16 protein-coding genes are annotated in these 17,857 nt (G+C 54.2%); 6 read left to right on the plus strand and 10 right to left on the minus strand.

The window, feature by feature from the left end:
- Positions 1-6: 6 nt before the first annotated feature.
- Positions 7-1,701 carry a PA14 domain-containing protein gene (locus tag GGR27_RS03570; RefSeq protein ID WP_168036007.1) on the minus strand — a complete coding sequence of 565 codons (1,695 nt, stop codon included), beginning with the start codon at positions 1,699-1,701 and terminating at the stop codon, positions 7-9.
- A 232-nt stretch (positions 1,702-1,933) separates the two neighbouring features.
- Between GGR27_RS03570 and GGR27_RS03575 the strand changes: the two genes are divergently transcribed.
- From GGR27_RS03575 to sucC, 4 genes are all read left to right on the plus strand, one after another.
- The gene (locus GGR27_RS03575; protein WP_168036008.1) at positions 1,934-2,719 is read left to right on the plus strand and encodes a DUF3667 domain-containing protein; all 786 of its coding nucleotides are present in this window, start codon (positions 1,934-1,936) and stop codon (positions 2,717-2,719) included.
- 606 nt (positions 2,720-3,325) lie between these two features.
- Positions 3,326-3,883: a single-stranded DNA-binding protein gene (locus GGR27_RS03580; RefSeq protein ID WP_168036009.1), complete on the plus strand. Its 558-nt coding sequence runs from the start codon at positions 3,326-3,328 to the stop codon at positions 3,881-3,883.
- A gap of 620 nt (positions 3,884-4,503) precedes the next feature.
- The gene (locus GGR27_RS03585) at positions 4,504-6,048 is read left to right on the plus strand and encodes a cryptochrome/photolyase family protein (protein WP_168036010.1); all 1,545 of its coding nucleotides are present in this window, start codon (positions 4,504-4,506) and stop codon (positions 6,046-6,048) included.
- Positions 6,049-6,201: 153 nt separating this feature from the next.
- Positions 6,202-7,410: an ADP-forming succinate--CoA ligase subunit beta gene (sucC, locus tag GGR27_RS03590; RefSeq protein WP_168036011.1), complete on the plus strand. Its 1,209-nt coding sequence runs from the start codon at positions 6,202-6,204 to the stop codon at positions 7,408-7,410.
- Positions 7,411-7,544: 134 nt separating this feature from the next.
- Here the strand turns inward: sucC and GGR27_RS03595 are convergent, their stop codons facing one another.
- The 6 genes from GGR27_RS03595 to GGR27_RS03620 form a co-directional block, all read right to left on the minus strand.
- A complete protein-coding gene (locus GGR27_RS03595; protein WP_168036012.1) occupies positions 7,545-8,252 on the minus strand; it encodes a hypothetical protein in 708 nt (235 codons plus the stop codon).
- Between the two features lie 338 nt (positions 8,253-8,590).
- Positions 8,591-9,361 (minus strand): hypothetical protein, encoded by a 771-nt coding sequence (locus GGR27_RS03600; RefSeq protein WP_168036013.1) that lies wholly within the window; start codon positions 9,359-9,361, stop codon positions 8,591-8,593.
- Positions 9,362-9,373: 12 nt separating this feature from the next.
- The gene (locus GGR27_RS03605; protein ID WP_168036014.1) at positions 9,374-10,120 is read right to left on the minus strand and encodes a hypothetical protein; all 747 of its coding nucleotides are present in this window, start codon (positions 10,118-10,120) and stop codon (positions 9,374-9,376) included.
- 13 nt (positions 10,121-10,133) lie between these two features.
- Positions 10,134-10,880, minus strand: a complete 747-nt coding sequence (locus GGR27_RS03610) for a hypothetical protein (protein WP_168036015.1) — start codon at positions 10,878-10,880, stop codon at positions 10,134-10,136.
- 3 nt (positions 10,881-10,883) lie between these two features.
- Positions 10,884-11,573, minus strand: coding sequence for a hypothetical protein (locus GGR27_RS03615; protein WP_168036016.1), 690 nt, complete (start codon positions 11,571-11,573; stop codon positions 10,884-10,886).
- Positions 11,570-12,124 (minus strand): RNA polymerase sigma factor, encoded by a 555-nt coding sequence (locus GGR27_RS03620; RefSeq protein ID WP_168036017.1) that lies wholly within the window; start codon positions 12,122-12,124, stop codon positions 11,570-11,572. The genes GGR27_RS03615 and GGR27_RS03620 overlap by 4 nt, the downstream gene beginning before the upstream one ends.
- Positions 12,125-12,437: 313 nt before the next feature.
- On the opposite strand from GGR27_RS03620, the gene GGR27_RS03625 reads away from it, so the two are divergent.
- Positions 12,438-12,977, plus strand: coding sequence for a YceI family protein (locus GGR27_RS03625; RefSeq protein ID WP_168036018.1), 540 nt, complete (start codon positions 12,438-12,440; stop codon positions 12,975-12,977).
- 227 nt (positions 12,978-13,204) lie between these two features.
- On the opposite strand, the gene metK is transcribed toward GGR27_RS03625, so the two are convergent.
- Positions 13,205-14,458 (minus strand): methionine adenosyltransferase, encoded by a 1,254-nt coding sequence (metK, locus tag GGR27_RS03630; protein WP_168036019.1) that lies wholly within the window; start codon positions 14,456-14,458, stop codon positions 13,205-13,207.
- Positions 14,459-14,564: 106 nt separating this feature from the next.
- On the opposite strand from metK, the gene manA reads away from it, so the two are divergent.
- Positions 14,565-15,758, plus strand: a complete 1,194-nt coding sequence (manA, locus tag GGR27_RS03635; protein WP_168036020.1) for a mannose-6-phosphate isomerase, class I — start codon at positions 14,565-14,567, stop codon at positions 15,756-15,758.
- Between the two features lie 72 nt (positions 15,759-15,830).
- Here manA and GGR27_RS03640 read toward each other — a convergent pair whose 3' ends face one another.
- Entirely contained in the window at positions 15,831-16,277 is a 447-nt protein-coding gene (locus tag GGR27_RS03640; RefSeq protein ID WP_168036021.1) for a hypothetical protein, read from the minus strand.
- Complete coding sequence (locus GGR27_RS03645) at positions 16,277-17,704, minus strand: redoxin domain-containing protein (RefSeq protein WP_168036022.1); 1,428 nt, start codon at positions 17,702-17,704, stop codon at positions 16,277-16,279. Before GGR27_RS03645 ends, GGR27_RS03640 begins: the two co-directional genes overlap by 1 nt.
- Between the last annotated feature and the right edge of the window lie 153 nt (positions 17,705-17,857).

The following is a 17,857-nucleotide window of genomic DNA, read 5'->3' on the forward strand; positions in this document are numbered from 1 at the left end:
TAAAGTTTACCAGTTAATACGGTAGCGTAGGTGGCCGTCGGCGCCCACGTGAGCGATCAGCCTTTCTCTCCCCTCCGACACTTGTTTGAATAGTCCCTCCCCATCGTAGGATTCGATCGTAATCCTCATCCCGGGGCTACGTAGCTCGAACTCACCGGGGGAGATTTCCGTGATTTGCTCCGCATTGGCGATTTGCGTGTAACGATCTATACCGGAGCCGGTGTGCCGCAAATCCCGGACGAGTGCGTCACCATCCGGAGTAAATTTATCGCTCACCTGCCCCTTGTCAATTTTGTAGGTGAACGTCGGTCTTCCGGCCTCGTCCAGGTCGTAGGCAAAATGTTGAAAATCGTCTTCGCCCGGCTCGTCGGACCGTCCGGGCCACGGTGCGTCGGGGTCTTCCGTCCACTGCCGGTCACCGTCGAACGTGGTCGTTACGCCGAGGGGGGTAATAATTTGTTTCGGGCCCCTACCCGCCCACATATCGCGGACATCAGCAAAATCGCCACGCCACACTTGCAGCAGGCTACCGGTCTGTAAGTCTACGGAATAGTGCGGGCCCTTCCCTTCCCCGACGCTGACGACGTGGGTCCGCTTGCTCGTGGCGGCGTATATCCTGGGAGCCGGAAAAAATAGGAATGACCTTAGTAGGTAGGGCCGATCGTCCATTTCAACCGGGAGTGGGTCGGAAGACGCCGGTGCTCCGTACGCGACCCCCCATTCTACGGTATTCAGTAGTTTGACCTTTTCGTCTTCGAAACGGTAGGAGAACATTAACCGGTTCCACCCGCCGCGGTAGGTGAACTCAAGGGCGACATCATGGTCACCGGCGGCCAGTTGTAAACTGTCCGCGGTCGGCGGGCCCGGGTCGCCATCGTGACTGAGCACTTCCTCCCCGTCAATAAAAAAGCGTGCGGTGGAAGGTGAAAGAATGTTCCACCAGTATTTCCCACTTTTCGGCACGTTCAACTTCCCCGTGAACCGCAGCGCGTACTGCCCCGTCCCGGGGTTGAGCGCCGCTACGTCAAAACGCTGGACGTAACCTCGTTCATCGGGTTCCTTTTGCCAGTCCGTAAAAGCTTCCGTATCGCCCCCCGTTGCGTAGGCGGCGTAGCTGAGCAGAGGAATTTCGAGGTTTACTTCCCCGTCCTCCTCAATGACGGAGGTAGCACCAGCCCGGGCTACGCCAGCCGTCCGCAAGTTCGCTACCCTAACCGTAGCGCCGGTCGCTGGCTCAATGACCAGGGGTCCGTGGCCAATTTCTGATCGCCGCAATTTGTGCTGCGTGTGCACCAAGTTGCCATCGACGTAGACTTCGAGTACCGTGGCGGGCACGTTCTCGGTCGCACTCAAAAAGATAAGTTCCAGGTCGTGCCAGATCCCGCGACTTGGTAACCCGCGCAGTTGCGACGACTGACCCTCCAGTTCGAACGTAGCGAGGTCCAGTGAGTAGCGGTTTTGTAGCAACAGCGTGGCGCCGTCGTTATCCCCCAGTTGATAAGACAGCCGTAGGGTCAGGTTTTCGTGGCTCGGCAAAAGCTCGGTTGCCTCGGTAAAAATGCCACTATCGGAGATGGTTTGTTCCGTCAAGCCGTCCACCCCGGCGGGCGAGTCGATCCGGACTTCTTTTACCGAGAGGGGGTCGCGGTCGCAGGAGCAAAGAAAAAGGGTGAGGAGCAGAAAAATTGGGAATCGGCGCATGGGCGGGTAGCTGATCTTTTTGGGTGGGTTAAAGATAGCTGGTAGGACAAGAAGTACCTCACGGAACCACCGTGGTCTTAGTAGGGCAAGTCTGGTACTTTTGGTCCAAATATATTTTAGTCTTTTCATTCCGTACGTTCAAAGCTGGCGAACTAGCATTGGTATAAAATGACGGTGCTCTACGCCTTGCCCTTCGATTCGGAACATACCTTGGGGACACAAATACGCTACTATGTTTTCCAACAATGCCCCTATCGACAAGTGCCTAAACTGTGGCACGGAACTGCAAGGAGAGTTCTGCCACAATTGCGCGCAGCGAGCTTCTACACGGCGCTTTTCACTCCGGACTTTGTGGGATGGGCAATTCATAGAAGATGTTTTTCAAGTGAACCGTGGCCTACTGCGGACGCTGTTAGAACTACTTTATCGCCCCGGTCGGGTAGCAGCGGATTATATAGGCGGACACCGGAGGCGGTATTTCAATTTTTTGACGCTGCTACTTCTTTTAGTGGCTGCGGATCTGCTGCTACGCGAGTATTCTACAGCGTCGCTAAGCACGATTTTTTATAACAGACATGGTGTCGAACAGATAGAAACTACGAATCCGGCGGCTTATGCGATTGTACTGGAAACCAACTACCGTTTGGTGTTTGTCATAACTCTTCCACTATTAGCTCTATTTCAGGCACTGTTGCTGCGGCGAACAAGGATGAATTACTGGGAGCACGTGGTTGCTGCTTCGTTTTTGATGTCGGCTCAAGCACTATACTGCGTTGCGGGAGATGTCCTGCCTCTTCTACTTACGAATGAAACAGCCCTGATTTATAATTACCGCGCGGTTGCGATCATGATTTGTGTCATCAACTTTTTGTTTTACTGGCAGTATACGCGAGGCTTTTATCCTACCTTTTTCGATCGCTGCTGGCGGGTTATCTTGCTAGGGTTGCTCGCCTCGGTTTGTGGCTTTGCGGTAATTGAGTTTCTTGTTGGATTCAATGACCCGGCTGGTAATGGCTAGGAAGTTTTTCAGAAAAGGGACCGGAGTTTCTTTTCTGGATCTAAAATTACTTCAAGGAAGATAGCCATTCCACGGGTGCTTAGACCTGAGGAAACCCACCAGCGTCGGAACCAGGCGACTGATATTCCGCTAGTTATTTTACCACGTACCACGTAGCACGAAGTACTAAGCAGCAAAGCAGCAAAGCACAAAAAAATGACGAATTGCAATGGCGAAGCACTGTTCACTTATTCTTACGTCCTTGTGTATTTGTGTGGCATAGTTTGGGTACTCAAGGTCAGTTGGTCGTGTGTTTTAGGTTTGGTTTCTAGAAGGTTCATTTGAAAAATATATACCGTCGAGTTCGCTTCATTCACTCTACAAATAATCGCTTGGCAAGCAAAATCTTACAAGCTAAACAGTGGTTTTTATTCGTTTACATACGAATAAAATCGAAAGTATTCGCATAAATGGCGACTACGGTTAGGACTTGCCCCCACCTTTGCATCGTCACCGAAACCAAGGAGAGTATCGATTGCTCTCCCACGCTTCTGGCCGATGCAATTTTCAACCCAGGGTTCCCGCACTCAACAACACTAACGGCGGGGGCTCACAAACTCCTTACTTATGTCTATTCGCAATAGCGTTTCCCTTATTGGTAATCTCGGCAAGGCGCCGCAGGTAACCGTCCTCGATAGCGGCACCAAGATCACCGAGTTCAGCCTTGCTACTAACGAGTACTTCCGGGACCGGGAAGGCAACCGCCAAACCCGCACCATGTGGCACACCGTTAAGTCGTTCGGGAAGACGGCTGAGATCCTTGGTGAATACTTAAGCTCCGGCAGTCAGGTTGCCATCGACGGGCGGCTCAGCTACCGCAAGTGGATCGACCGTCACGATCAAGTCCGCATCACCACCGAAATCATCGTGGAAGACTTTACTTTCCTTAGCCCTAAGGGGCAAACGAACGATGCGGCGGCTACCTCGGCTGCTGAAGCTGCGGAAGTAGAAATCACTAACGACCGGATGGAGCGTGGTGCAAGCTCTCAGATTGCTGCGGAGCCAGCTCCGAAAATGGGGAAAAAGCCGTCCCGCAAATCGGCAACGACTAGAAAAAAGTCCGCCGGAGCCAAAGCAAGGGCTTCGCTCACGGCGCTCATCGATGATGTTGATCTACCCTTCTAGGCTGGGAGACGAACGACAATTACGGCAGCCTACTTTTGAGCTATTTGGATTATAGCAACAGCAGATTTACATTTAACAGCAGACATTATTTTGGGGAGCCGCCAGGTTTGGTGGTGTCCCCCTTTTCTAGCTTCGGTGTATCTACCCTTCTTATGTATCAGAAAGTATAACCATTGAGAATAGACGAATAGCATTTAGAGTATCAAGTCGTGCGAATGAACTCAACGCATTGTAAATCAGCATTTAGACCCGCTGAACTCTATTTATACTGCTGAGGATTAATTAACTGGGCGCTACGCACCTCTCTTTATTAGAAGAATTACGAAACTAATTTTTCAACACACAATTCACAGAAGAAACAAAAACCACAAAATTGGCGTAGGCAGAATACTGATACCTTCGTTACTACGAGCTTCCTAAGTTTTCCTTTGTGATTTTGATGTTCTCAACGCTCAAAATGAGTGGTCACTGGTAGCGGTCAGCTAAACAGTAATCTCGCTACTCGGGTGACTGCTACTTCAATGTCTTCTTATACCCTCTTTTTCTCCCTCCCCTTCTTCCGGAAACATCGCAATACGAACTAAACCAGGAACAAGAATCCAACGCAATCAAACAACCCCATGCCAAAAACCCTCCGCTTAATCCTCGGCGACCAGCTCAATCAAAAACACTCCTGGTTCCAGTCCAAAGATGATCAGGTAACCTACGCGCTCTTCGAAACGTGGTCGGAATCAACCTACGCCAAACACCACATCCAAAAGATTACCGGCTTCTTTTTCGCCATGCGTGCTTTTGCGGACTGGATGCAATCGGAAGGGCACCAAGTCGTCTACCGCACGCTCGACGAGACGAGAAATTTACAGTTAGAAAGTATCTCGGATAACCTGCTCCAAGTCGCGAAAGAAGAGCAGTTCGACGTTATCGAGTATCAACTACCCGATGAGTGGCGACTCGATCAAGAATTACAGGCATTGAAGGAAAACTTTGGAGGAGTAATAAAGTCAGTTGACTCCGAGCATTTCATGTCCGTGCGGGATGACGTGGAGGAAATGTTCAAGGGGAAGAAGACATACCTGATGGAAACCTTCTACCGTAAGATGCGGAAGCGCCACCAAATACTGATGGACCCTTCCGGTGAGCCGGAAACGGGTACCTGGAATTACGATCAGGAAAACCGCGGTTCGCTTCCGAAAGACATCGCCTTCCCTACCGCCAGCACTTACGTAAAGGATGCAACCGAAATTGTCGAGCTCCTCGAACGCAACCACGTTGAAACGATGGGCCGGATGAAGGATAACGTGTTTACGTATCCGGTCACCAGAAATGAGTGCCTGGAGGCACTGGAAGATTTTTGTGAGAACCGCCTACAATTTTTCGGCACTTACCAGGACGCCATGACGGTGAAGCACCCCCTGCTCTACCACGCCAACCTGAGTTTCGCGATGAACCTCAAAATGATCTCGCCCCGGGAGGTCATCGATGCGGCCATTGCCGCCTACCGCAAGCAATCAAAAGACATTACATTTAACCAATTGGAAGGCTTCGTCCGCCAGATTATCGGGTGGCGGGAGTACATGCGCGGGGTCTACTGGGCGCAGATGCCCGGCTTCGGTCAGAAGAACGACCTCGACCACCAGTTACCCCTCCCCGGGTGGTACTGGACGGGCAAAACAAAGATGAACTGCTTAAGCCACGCCGTCAACCAGTCACTCGACCTAGCCTACGCTCATCACATCCAGCGGTTAATGATTACCGGCAACTTCGCCCTCATTCTCGGTGCGCACCCGGATGACGTGGATGCCTGGTATTTAGGCGTTTATATCGACGCAATTGAGTGGGTCGAGATTACCAATACACGCGGTATGTCCCAGCGCGCCGACGGCGGTTTGATCGCCACGAAACCCTACTGCAGCAGCGCTAACTACGTCAACAAGATGAGTGACTACTGCAAATCTTGTCACTATAATTACAAGGAAAAAGTAGGTGAAAAAGCTTGCCCGTTCAACTCCCTTTACTGGGATTTCCTCGACCGGCACCGGGAAAAGTTTCAGAAGAACTTCCGCATGGCGTTCATGTACCGGACGTGGGACAAGAAGGATGGGGACGAGAAGGAGTTGATCCTGAAGCGGGCGGCTTGGGTTAAGGAGCACCGGGAGGAATTGTAGCCTTTTGAAGACTATCGGAAAAAACTTGCTTATCTAATCTTCTCCGGCACCCGCGACCGCGCACCTGAACTCTACTCCAAGCATCCAACCCGAATTTATTATCTTCGCCCCCATTGCTGGAAGCAGCGCTGTAATTTACAAAAGCCCACCCCCATGAACCTCCACGAATACCAAGGTAAAAGCATCCTCGCCAAGTACGGCGTCCCCATTCAGAAAGGCTACGCCGCCGACACCGTCGAGGAGGCCATGACCAAATACGACCAACTCGCGAAGGAAGAAGACAGCCCTTTCGCCGTCATCAAAGCACAGATCCACGCTGGTGGCCGTGGTAAAGGTGGTGGGGTAAAACTCGCCAAGAACCGCGCCGAAGCAAAGGAGCACATCACCAACATCCTGGGCATGCAGCTCAAGACGCCCCAGACGCCCGGTGGCATGGAAGGCGCCGGCAAGCAAGTCAACAAAATCCTGGTGGCGGAAGACGCTTACGCACCAGATTTCGACGCCTGCAAGGAATACTACGTGTCCATCCTCCTCGATCGTGCCCGCCAGCAGAACGTCATCATCCACTCCGTAAAGGGTGGCATGGACATCGAAGCCGTCGCCGAAGAAACACCCGAATTGGTCCACAAGACCTACATCGACCCCGAGCTCGGTCTCCAGGGATTCGACGCCCGCGAAGTCGCCTTCAACCTCGGTCTTTCCGGATTGGCGTTCAAGAACATGACCAAGTTCATCTACAAGCTCTACGCCGCTTACCTCGGCGCCGACGCCGCACTGATCGAGATCAACCCCACCCTACACAACGCCGACGACGAAATCATTGCCGTCGACTGTAAGTTCAGCGTGGACGCCAACGCGCTCTACCGCCACAAGGACATCGCCGAGATGCGCGACACCACGGAGGAAGACGCAACCGAAGTTGAAGCACAGGGGTACGGCCTCAACTTCGTCAACCTCGACGGCAACGTCGGCTGCATGGTCAACGGTGCCGGCCTCGCGATGGCGACGATGGACATCATCAAGCTTTCCGGTGGCGAGCCCGCTAACTTTCTCGACGTAGGTGGTACGGCCGACGCCGAGCGCGTAGAAAAGGCGTTCCGGATGATCCTGCGCGACGACAAAGTCGAAGCGATTTTGATCAACATCTTCGGCGGTATCGTCCGCTGCGACCGGGTAGCGCAGGGCGTCATCGACGCTTACAAGAACATTGGCGACATCAAAGTGCCGATCATCGTTCGTCTCCAGGGCACGAACGCCGAAATGGCTAAGGAAATGATTGATAATTCCGGACTGAACGTGCGTTCGGCGGTTACGCTGCAGGATGCAGCTGACGTGGTTAAGTCTGTTTTGAAGACCGCTTAATTACTGAATAACATTTTACGGAAAAGCCGTTAGCGACTTACGTCACTAACGGCTTTTTTTTGCGATACATCCAGTTAAAAGTCGAGGGTAAGATGTCGCTCTACCGCGCTTATCTACGCGACGGGCACAAAACCTCAGAAAGGCCGGACCACCATTCCAATGGATAAATAAACCTGGCTCCAGTCACTAGCACTGTCCTTGAAGGCAACATCAATCAATTCTTCCTCAGCGAGGCCTAATTCAAGTATTCTGTTGACCTCATAGTCGCCATCGTGCAGCAACCGCAGGTAACTAGCGCTGGCCGTGAGTCCTACTTTCGGCCAAACCCAGTACGTGTAGCCGGCGCCGATTTCTCCGTAAGGTTTGGTAATGGGCGCGTAATCTACACGGATATCATCGCCGTCGCCAAATTGCGTTAACCACTTAGCGTGTCGATGGTGCATGATTCCGAGACCCAGCGTGAGGTCCAAGTCACCCCGCCCAATCCGATAGTTTGCCCGGGGATTTACACCCAGTAAGTAGCTATTCTCCAAATGCCGATAGGGCGTTTCCGCACCCAGCAGGGAAACACCTTCGCTGGCGCGGATGCGATCTCCCGCCCCCCGGTTGTAACCAAACGACACCCCCAGGTCGAAGCCAGGTGCGAACCGGTAATAGGCTGCCGCCCGGTAATACTGGTGCGTTACGCCACTCAGGGGCCCAGCTTTACTGCTACCCAGTTGGTGACCTAGTTGTAGGGACAGTTGCCAGCGCTCCGCGGTTACGGTTGAATCCCGGAGGTTTTGGGCGGAGAGACCGCTGGCTAGGCTTAGCGTCAAGAAAAAGATTGAAAGGAATTTCATGGGTGTTTATTTAAAAATTGTGATAGGGTTTGGATACGGCAAGCTCGGGTCACGCTGGGTCAGTCCAGCGCGCGTTCGTACCGTGCCTGCTCGAATCCGTAATAATTTTTTTTGGCGCAACGATAAGAGTCACACCAGACTTCTATATGTGCAGCCGCTACCGCTGCGCCGCAGCTAGGGCGGTGCGACATATTCTAATCTAGCCATCTGCGGAAACGCACGTAATCCAAATAGCTGTGCGCGGTAGTTTAATCTCTTTGAGGCAGTTCGGTCACTGTACATATTTTGATGTTCGGCGCGGTTCCGCAGCTGAAGAGCCAACCGCCTACTTCCGCTGATCAGTTGATGATGAGTACTAAAGAAGCCGTTCCTTCGACTTGCGCGATGTTCTTGGTACGGAAAGTATCCAGCTCCGTACGCCGCCCGGAGACGACCGGTATATTCCACACCCCCACCGCCACTTCGTAGCTAAAGGTGATGATGCTGTAAGTCATCGGCTCCGGCAGTAAGTCGGAAGTGATGGTTACTGGTGCCACCGATTCCACGGTAACGCTGCCTTCTTCGTTGTGCGCGTAATCGGTGCGGCTCCGGTAATTTTTAAAGGAGGTGTCGTCGGTGGGGAGGAGAATACCTAGCTGCGCCCTTCCCACTCCCTGGCCGGTTTCAAACACCCTCCCGGGGGTGAAGTAGGCCGCCAAATCCGCCGTCGTGGGTGGTGCACCCGCTTCGGAAAGGCTGAATGCTGGCGACCAGAACCGGAGCCCAAGGTGGAATGGCTCGGCAATATCGTAATCCACTACTTCCTGAGACAGGGTGAGGTTTAATTCCGACCCTAACTCGTTTCTTACTCCTACGTAGCCGTGGGCGTGAAGATTCGTCTGGTTGAATTCTCGCAGAACCTCACTCGGTATTTCGCCATCCGAGTTCCGGCTAAGCACAATAACTTCGCCGGAAGGCAACTGCACCGTAGCGTCCATATTGATCGGTAGCGCTTGTACTTCAGTACCAATTCCCTGGCTCGTTACGCCTTCGTTACAGGAGCTTAAATAGCTTACCGCTACCAGGCACAGCAAGAGCAACCAATGGTTGATAAATGAGTTAATTCGCACAATAGAGGTTATTTACTTGATGAGATACTGAAATCCGAACTGATAAACCTTCAGAGGCTGCCCAAACCCCGGTGCGACCTTTGTGAACCGATTATTCAGATCATAAACGGCCTGCACGAAAAGCAAGGGCCCGGTATCGAATCGTTTATCGACCCGTAAGACAATACCCTGCACCCATTTACTATTAGCCTCGGTGAAGCGCGACGACTTCTGCACACTTACTGAATTTTCACCACCCGGCCCGTTGTTAAGTGCTTCAAACTCGATATCATTTCCTTCTTTCAGCGCCGCGACCTGAACGGAAGAAATGCCTCTGGTACTCCGTTGCTCTGACGCATCGATTTTGAGCACGCGAGTTAGTTTGAGGCCACTCAAAACGGAGAACCCCTTAAACTTCATCCAGCTTGGTCCGAACAGCAGGCTTAAGTCAGCGTAGTTAAAATTACCGGCGGTAATCAACCGCGTCCGCCAGATAGTCTGGTCCGCACCGATGAAAACTTTCTTTTCCGTGTGTTGCACGGATAGATCCGTGACCGTTCCGAGGCCGATTTGCGCCTGAAATACGTCGTTACCGGCATTTCTGTATTCGCCAAAAACACCGACTTCACCACCGTAACCGGATTGTGACGCTGAGCCTTTGAAGGGAACAAGCAGTGCACTGGCCTGCGCGCCGTAGTGGAAGCCTGTCGCATCCCGCTGCGCAAGGGTAACTCCCGAACACAAGATGACGATGACTAAAGTGAGAGATTTGAGTCTCATGAGTCGCGAGTGTTTAAAAGGGACGAACGGTGAGGCCCACGTTCAAAAAGAGGTTATTAAGTGGCTTAAACTTCGGCTGGTACACTTCGGTGAAGTAAGATTCAAAAGACCCCAGGTCTCCATCAATGCGGTCAATATCGTAGGCCTGTAAGCCATCATCCGAGCTAACGAAGCCAGACCCGGCAATCCACCGCTGCGTTGTTTTGCTCAGGCTTACCGCCACGCCAACTGATTTTGACGCCCAGTAGGTGTACCCAAGCTCAAATTGGTAATAAGGGTCCACGTAGGACTGGTAGTAGATACGAACTTCGCCCGGGAGATCGGGATTCGTGATGGTCTCCGTGTGCCGGTGAAACATGGTGCCAATGGTAATGGCGGCACTCAGGTCCCCCTGCCCGATCCGGTAATTTACGCGAGGCTGAATGCCGACCTGTACGTTTCGATCGGCACTCCGGAAGATGAAGGAAGAAGTCGCATCACGGTCCCTTCCCGCGCTGGTGCTCACTCCGGTGCTCGCCCGGGGGCTCAGGCCAAAATGTACGCCGAGGTCGAGCCACTTCCGAAAGCGGTAGTGCAACGTCGCCTGATAATACTGACCACTATACTTTTCGGGTACGTCCGTAGTCAAATACTTAAGATTATACCCGGTCGATGCCGCCAGTTGCCAGCGTTTCGGCTGGTCGGGCGGCAGGTCCGTAGACTGCCCCACGACGCAACCGGAAAAAACGATCAGCAGGAAAAATAGAATTAGGTGTCGCACGGGTTAATTATTAATAACGTCAGGAAAAAGGGTGTTTGGGTCCCGTACTTTTTTGGGCGGTGTTAATTTCTGGACTTGAATGTTTGGTAGAATAAAGGTGTAGGGCTCAATGACTAAAGGCTGAAGGGGTAGGTAGGGTATCAGGGGGGCAAGCCGGGCAGCGGGGCGCGCCTGACTCTGTATCACCGCAGCCTCCGGTACAACGGGGTTCGGTTGATATTCTGGCGCGGCCGCGGGTGCAGTGGATTGTGACACGGGAGCGAAGATGCGGGGAGTATTTACGGCAGCCGATGGCCCTGCTGGTCGCTTAGTCAGGTCACCGGGGAGAACAATTGCTGGCTCGGTAGCGGGCGTAATCCGCTCGACCTGGGTTTCTTCTCTGACCGCGGGGGTATCCGTCACCTCACCCGAATACTGAGTTAGTAGTATGCCCATTGCCACACCGATCCCCGCAATGAATAAAACTTTGAGAATGGTGGTAACGGTGAGTCCGGCAAACAACCCGGGTGCCGTCGTGGCGGCAGCTTGCGTTGCGGTAGCGGTAGTTGGATCTACGAGTTGCTGCCCCGTCACGCCCGCCTCGGCGGCAAAGAGCTGCTCGAAATGGGTGAAGGCGGACTCGTCGAAAGCAAACTCGTGGGCCTTCGCTTTTTCCGCCAGATCAACCTCCCAGGGTTCCAGTTGATTTTTCATGCGGTTTTTTCTTTATTGGGGCGAAGGGTGATGCGGAGTTTCGTGCGGGCCTGGTTGAGCCGCCAACGACTGTTGTTGACACTGATGCCGAGGATCTTACCAATCTCCTCGTGGCTGAAATCGTCAATTACGTAGAGGGAGAAGACGGACCGGAGTGCGGAAGGTAGTTTGGCAATCTCGGCGTAAATGGCCTCCACGTCGTGCGCTTCCTCAATTCCGCCACTGGTGGGCGGGTGGTGGAAAGCATCGTCGATGCTCACCGTCATCCCGTGGTTTTTTTGGCTGCGCAGGTGCGACATGGTCGTCCGGAAAACGATCGTGGAGAGCCAGCCGGCGAAGGCACCTTCGTCGCGGTACTGATCGAGCGACTGAAAAATGCGCAGGAAAGCCTGGTTGAGCACCTGGTCGGCGTCCTCCTTATTGTCCAGGTACCGCCGGGGGATTCCGACGAGCTTTCCGTAGTACCGCCGGTAGAAATGCTCCCTGGCCCGCCGGTCACCCGCCAGGCAGCCTTGCCGTAAGGTCTCGTCACTACTTTTGGGGGTGTACATCTGTGGTTGCGGTTAGCGTATTCATCGGTACTATCGCGGCAAAGGTCGGTAACGTTAGTACGGAGGGTACATTTCTGTAAATTCTGCGACCTGCCCGTGCTAATATCTTCACTAAATACTTGGTAGTCACCTCCCTACCCGGTCGACGGTAATATATCCGCCAGAACATTGGGTAGCATGCATTTGCGGTGGCCGGGCCGGCCGGCCAATTCCGGGAGCATCCGTCGTAAACGGGCTAAAGCGGGATTAGCCTAGCCAGAATCCCAACTTTCGTAAGGTGTGGTGTTATCACACTACCGAAATACATAAAACCATGCGCGCCCTCATTGTAATCCTCGTGACTTTCTTGGTGTCCACCGCCGTTTTCGCACTGCACGATACGTACGCTGTCGGTGACAACTTTTCCGTGCTATTTGCAACGCAGCGTGCGGAAGGAAATTTATACGGTTTACGTGGCACGGTGATCTTCGATCCGGGCCAGCTCAGTTCTGCCTCCGTCGACGTCACGGTTGACGCCAGCACCATCAGCACGGGCAACGACGCGAAGGACCGCCACGCCCGGGGCGGTAGTTGGTTGGACGTCGATAACCATCCCGCCATAAGTTTTAATTCGGAAGCATTCACCGCGCGCGAAGGCGGCTTTTTGGCGAAGGGACGTTTGACGTTGCGGGGCGTCGATCGCGCGGTGACGATCCCCTTCGGCTACGAAGAAGCACGGGACAATTCGCCCGCCACCCTGACCGGCTCGTTCGAAGTTAACCGGCACGACTACGGGATAGACGGCCCCGCCCTGGTTGGTGGACTAGTCGGGGACGAGGTAACGGTCACGCTGCGGGTACCCGTTACGAAGTAAAGTCAACAGCGCGGGTACTTTGCCTGATTTGCGCCCCATAAACCTTGCGCTCATCAACCCGCCCGGCATCTACGACCGCGCATATTTTACAAACCTTCGGTACCTTTTCCCGGCGTATCCTCCATCCCTTTTCACGCCAGCCCGCGCACGGCAGAACTACGTAACCTACGAAAAAGCCCCCCGAAACTGAGTTACGGGGGGCTTTCTTGGGCTCGGGCGATATTACATTACAGCTTAAAAGCCTTTTTAACTTCCTTCACGTAGTCGAGTTTCTCCCAGGTAAAAGTCTCTACTTTGATGGTTTTGAGTTTGCCGGAGCCGTCCTTAAAAGTTAGTGATTTCTTTTCCGGCTTCCGGCCCATGTGCCCGTAGGCGGCGGTGTCGGAGTAAATGGGTTTGCGCAGTTTAAGACGCTTCTCAATGGCGTAGGGCCGCATGTCGAAGATGCTGTTCACCTTCTCCGCAATCTTCGCGTCGGTCAGTTTGACCTTGGCCGTGCCGTAAGTATTAACGTACACGTTGGTGGGCTCCGCCACACCGATGGCGTAACTCACCTGCACGAGAATTTCGCTGGCCACACCCGCCGCGACGAGGTTCTTAGCAATGTGGCGCGTGGCGTAGGCCGCAGAACGGTCTACCTTACTCGGATCCTTACCGGAAAACGCGCCACCACCGTGGGCACCCTTGCCGCCGTAGGTATCGACGATGATCTTACGCCCGGTCAGGCCGGTATCGCCGTGGGGGCCGCCGATGACGAACTTACCGGTGGGGTTGACGTGGTAGGTGATGTCGTCCGTGAATAGTTTTTGGATGCTCTTACTCTGGGCTTTGCGGACCCTAGGAATTACAATGCTGATGACGTCTTCGCGAATCTTGGCGAGCATCGTCTCGTCGGCGTCGAAGTCGTCGTGCTGCGTGGACAGAACGATGGAGTCGATCCGCACGGGGCGGTGGTTATCGTCGTACTCAATCGTTACCTGGCTTTTGGAATCCGGGCGCAAGTATTTCATTTTCTTGCCCGCCTTACGGATGGCGGCGAGTTCCCGCAGAATGGTGTGGCTGAGGTCGAGGGCGAGTGGCATGTAGTTCTCCGTTTCGTCCGTCGCGTAACCGAACATCATACCCTGGTCTCCGGCGCCCTGCTCCTCGGCCGAGGCGCGGTCGACGCCCTGGTTGATGTCCGGGCTCTGCTCGTGAATGGCGGACAGTACGCCACAGGAATTCGCCTCAAACATGTACTCACTCTTCGTGTAACCGATCCGCTCGATCACGTCTCTAGCTAACTGCTGCACGTCGAGGTAAGTGCTCGATTTGACTTCCCCAGCGAGGACAACCTGACCGGTGGTGACGAGCGTTTCGCAGGCGACCTTCGAGCTGGGGTCAAAAGCTAAAAAATGATCCACTAAATTATCACTGATCTGGTCGGCTACTTTATCGGGGTGACCTTCGGAAACGGACTCCGAGGTAAATAGGTAGGGCATGTAGTATGGTTTTCGGGGGCGAAGATAACGATCTGAAAAGTATTTAGGAACGCGAGTAAACTTAGTCTGATCGACGTCGGTATCTTGCAACAAATCAAATAAGAATATGCCCATTATTCCTTTCGCCGGTGTTGTCCAGAATTACGCCTGGGGCGGCCACCGCTACCTCGCTAATCTTTTGCGGCAAACCGCACCCAGTGAACAACCGCAGGCGGAATACTGGATGGGCGCGCACGCCAAGGGACCGGGGGTGATAGCCGGTAGCAGCCAAAACCTGGAGGAAGCCATTCAGCAGGATCCAGGCACGCTACTGGGCACCAAAGTAGCCGCTAAGTTCTCGAACAAACTGCCCTTCCTCTTCAAAGTGCTGGACGTCAACGACATGCTGTCGATCCAAGTCCACCCCACCAAGGAGGCGGCAGAAAAAGGCTTCGCGGCGGAAGAAGAAAGCGGCCCCGACCGCTCAGCCCCCGACCGGAACTACCGCGACGATAACCACAAACCGGAACTTGGCGTCGCGCTGACTGATTTCTACCTCCTCCACGGTTTCCGTTCCGAAGCCGAGATTCGTAAAACGCTGGAAACGGTGCCGGGCTGGGCCGACCTCCTCACCGTGCTCGATCGCCAGGGCGTAAAGGGCCTGTACCAACGGGTAATGGAGGCGAGCCAGGACCGCGTCGATGAGTTACTCGGCAAATTAGTAGCATCGCTGGGCCCAGAAAGCAACTACACGCGCGACCAAACGGAATTCTGGGCCGCCCGCGCCGTCACCCAGTACAGCAAAGACGGCCACCACGACCGGGGCATGTTTAGCGTGTACTGGTTCAACATCGTCCACCTAACGCCCGGCCAGGGCGTATTCCAAGATGCCGGCATTCCCCACGCGTACCTCGAAGGCGTCTGCATCGAGCTCATGGCTAACTCCGACAACGTACTACGGGGCGGCCTGACGCCTAAACACATCGACGTTCCCGAACTGCTGGACAAAACGATCACGACGGCCGTCAACCCCAAAAAACTAGTCCCCGAACCCAGCGGCGATGGCTGGCTCCACTACCCTACTCCAGCGCCAGACTTTCACCTCTCGCTGGCGCAAATCCATAACGGCGGGTCCGTCACCGTCGCGGGTGACGACGGGCCAAGTATTCTGCTACTACTGAAGGGTGCCCTCCAGTCGGTAGACGGGCAAGTAGAACTCAACGAAAAGGCCCGGACCGTCTTCGTGCCGGCTAACGAGTCGATTAGCTTTAACGCACTGACGGAGACCGTTCTGTACCGCGCCTCCGTAGGTCAACTTTGAGCCGAGCAAACTATGCTACCCCGTGCGGCCATTTTTGCGGTGGCAATTGTTCACGCCGTAGACCAGCCCGCATCAGGGCTTAAGTCGTCGCATCATTTCGTTGACGGGGTACCGGCTGTCGGGAAAAGCCCAGGTGCGCCGGTCTTTCGTCTGCACCAGCAGGACTTTGCTGCTAGCGTTGAGCCCGGCGCCGGAATATGCTTCCATGCGTACTTCGTGCGTTCTGGGCAAGGGAAAACTTTCCCCACCGATGATCAGGTTACGCGCGGTGATGTCTACTTCCGGGTATTTGAACGTAGACCATAAGGAACCCAGGAACCCCATCAGCGCGAGTAACGCCATGAAGTAGGCCAGCATCGGCAACAACACCCGCTTACGTGGGTCCGGGTTGGCGATCTTGCTGAGGCGAACGGCCAGAAAGATCAGGCCGACGAAAGCGAGCCCACAGAGCGCGATCATGGTGTAGACGTCGCCCATTTCCGGCACGAACTCGGGCGCACCGCCGTTGATTTCTTCCATTATTTACCCGTTTTTTCTGGTCGTGCGGCCGCTGCTTCCAGGCCAGTAAGTACGTCGTCGAGCTGCTCGGCGCCAATCCTTTTGGAGACGATTTTTTTATTTTCGTCCAGCACGAAGATGGTTGGCGTCGACCGGATGGCGTAATCCTTGTAGAACCGCATGTAGCGATCGGTGACGTGCATCCAGTCGCCGATTTCCTGATCGTCCACGTACTCCCAGCACTGATCGAGCGTGTTTTGCTTGGTGCAGATAGAAAAAATCTCCGCGCCCTTGTTTTTCCACTTGGCGTAGAACTCCTTCATGTAGGGCGTAGACTTTTTACAGTGACCGCAATCGAAGGACCAGAAATAGAGCACCGTGTACTTTGCGTCGACACCGTAAAGGGTAACGTCCTCACCGGCGCGCGTCTTCATCTCGATGTCGGGCGCTTGTTTGCCAATCAGCAGCGGTCGGATTTCCTCCACGTTTTCGGACATGGTCAGCAGTTGCTCCTCGTTCGACCAGTACGCGCGGCCGGCCCGGTAGTAATTGTCGACCATGTGGACGTAGACGCCATCCATGCCAACGATCTTGCTCTGTGCCGCCTTATTGGTGAAGTGAACGACGTAGTACTTAAACATCTCACCGGTCGGGTTCATGCCGCTCAGTACCCGGTCGATGGCCATGCTGATACTGTCGGGGTGCTGAACGGAGAGCCGGTCGACGTAATACTCAATGCGCTGGAAGAGAAAGGGAGTCCGTAGCAAGCGTTCATCCCGCAGGTCGATGTTATCGAAATAATGCTGCTGGAGCCAGTTCCACTGGGCCTGGCGGCGGGTTTCGGGGTCGGTTAGTTCTTCGAATTCGGGCGGCGGGAGCGGGCGGTTTGCGTTGATGATGGCTGCGGTAAAACTTCCCGGAGACTGGCGTACGAGTTCCGCCTGAAAAGCATTGACTTGGGCGGTTACCGCGGCGATGTCCTCCGCCAGTGCGGTCTTTTCAACGGGCGCGGTGAGGGAGTCGTTCATCACCTCCCGCAGGGGAGCTACTTTTTCCTGCTGCGCGTCCAAGAATGCGAGGTAGCGGTGAAACAGCTCGTTCTCTTCATCACCGGTCACCGCTACGGACGCAAGCGCCGCGACGCTGGTCGAAACGCTAAACTCCTGGTCGCCTTCCCCCACGAGGATCTGGAAATAGTTATTGTCGGGGGCGGTGACTACGATGTAGATTCCGGCCGGTAACGCGCTGGTGTCGCTAGCAAAAACGTACTTGCCGGCATCGTTTTGGTAGGCGGTATCGACGATGTACTGGCTCTCGAGAATGTTGTTGGCCAGCGTCAAAATTTCTTGATCGTAGCCGCTGATCTCCACCTCGATGCGGTGGCTTTGCTGACCGACCACGGGGGCAAGCAGGCCGAGGAGAAAAAGAAACAGTAGAAAGCGTTGCATAGGATTCACTTTTGCGCGGTACGAAGGTAGCGGCCACCAATCTATTGGGGGGCAGGGTGACAACGTTCGCTTGGTCTTTTGTATTAAGATCTCCCCGACTTTGGGAGCTTATTAAGACTGTTGCGCGGTCGTAGATGCGGGGTTTTGGGGGGA

Origin of the sequence: Neolewinella antarctica (assembly GCF_011927835.1) — a bacterium.
GTDB classification, from domain to species: domain Bacteria; phylum Bacteroidota; class Bacteroidia; order Chitinophagales; family Saprospiraceae; genus Neolewinella; species Neolewinella antarctica.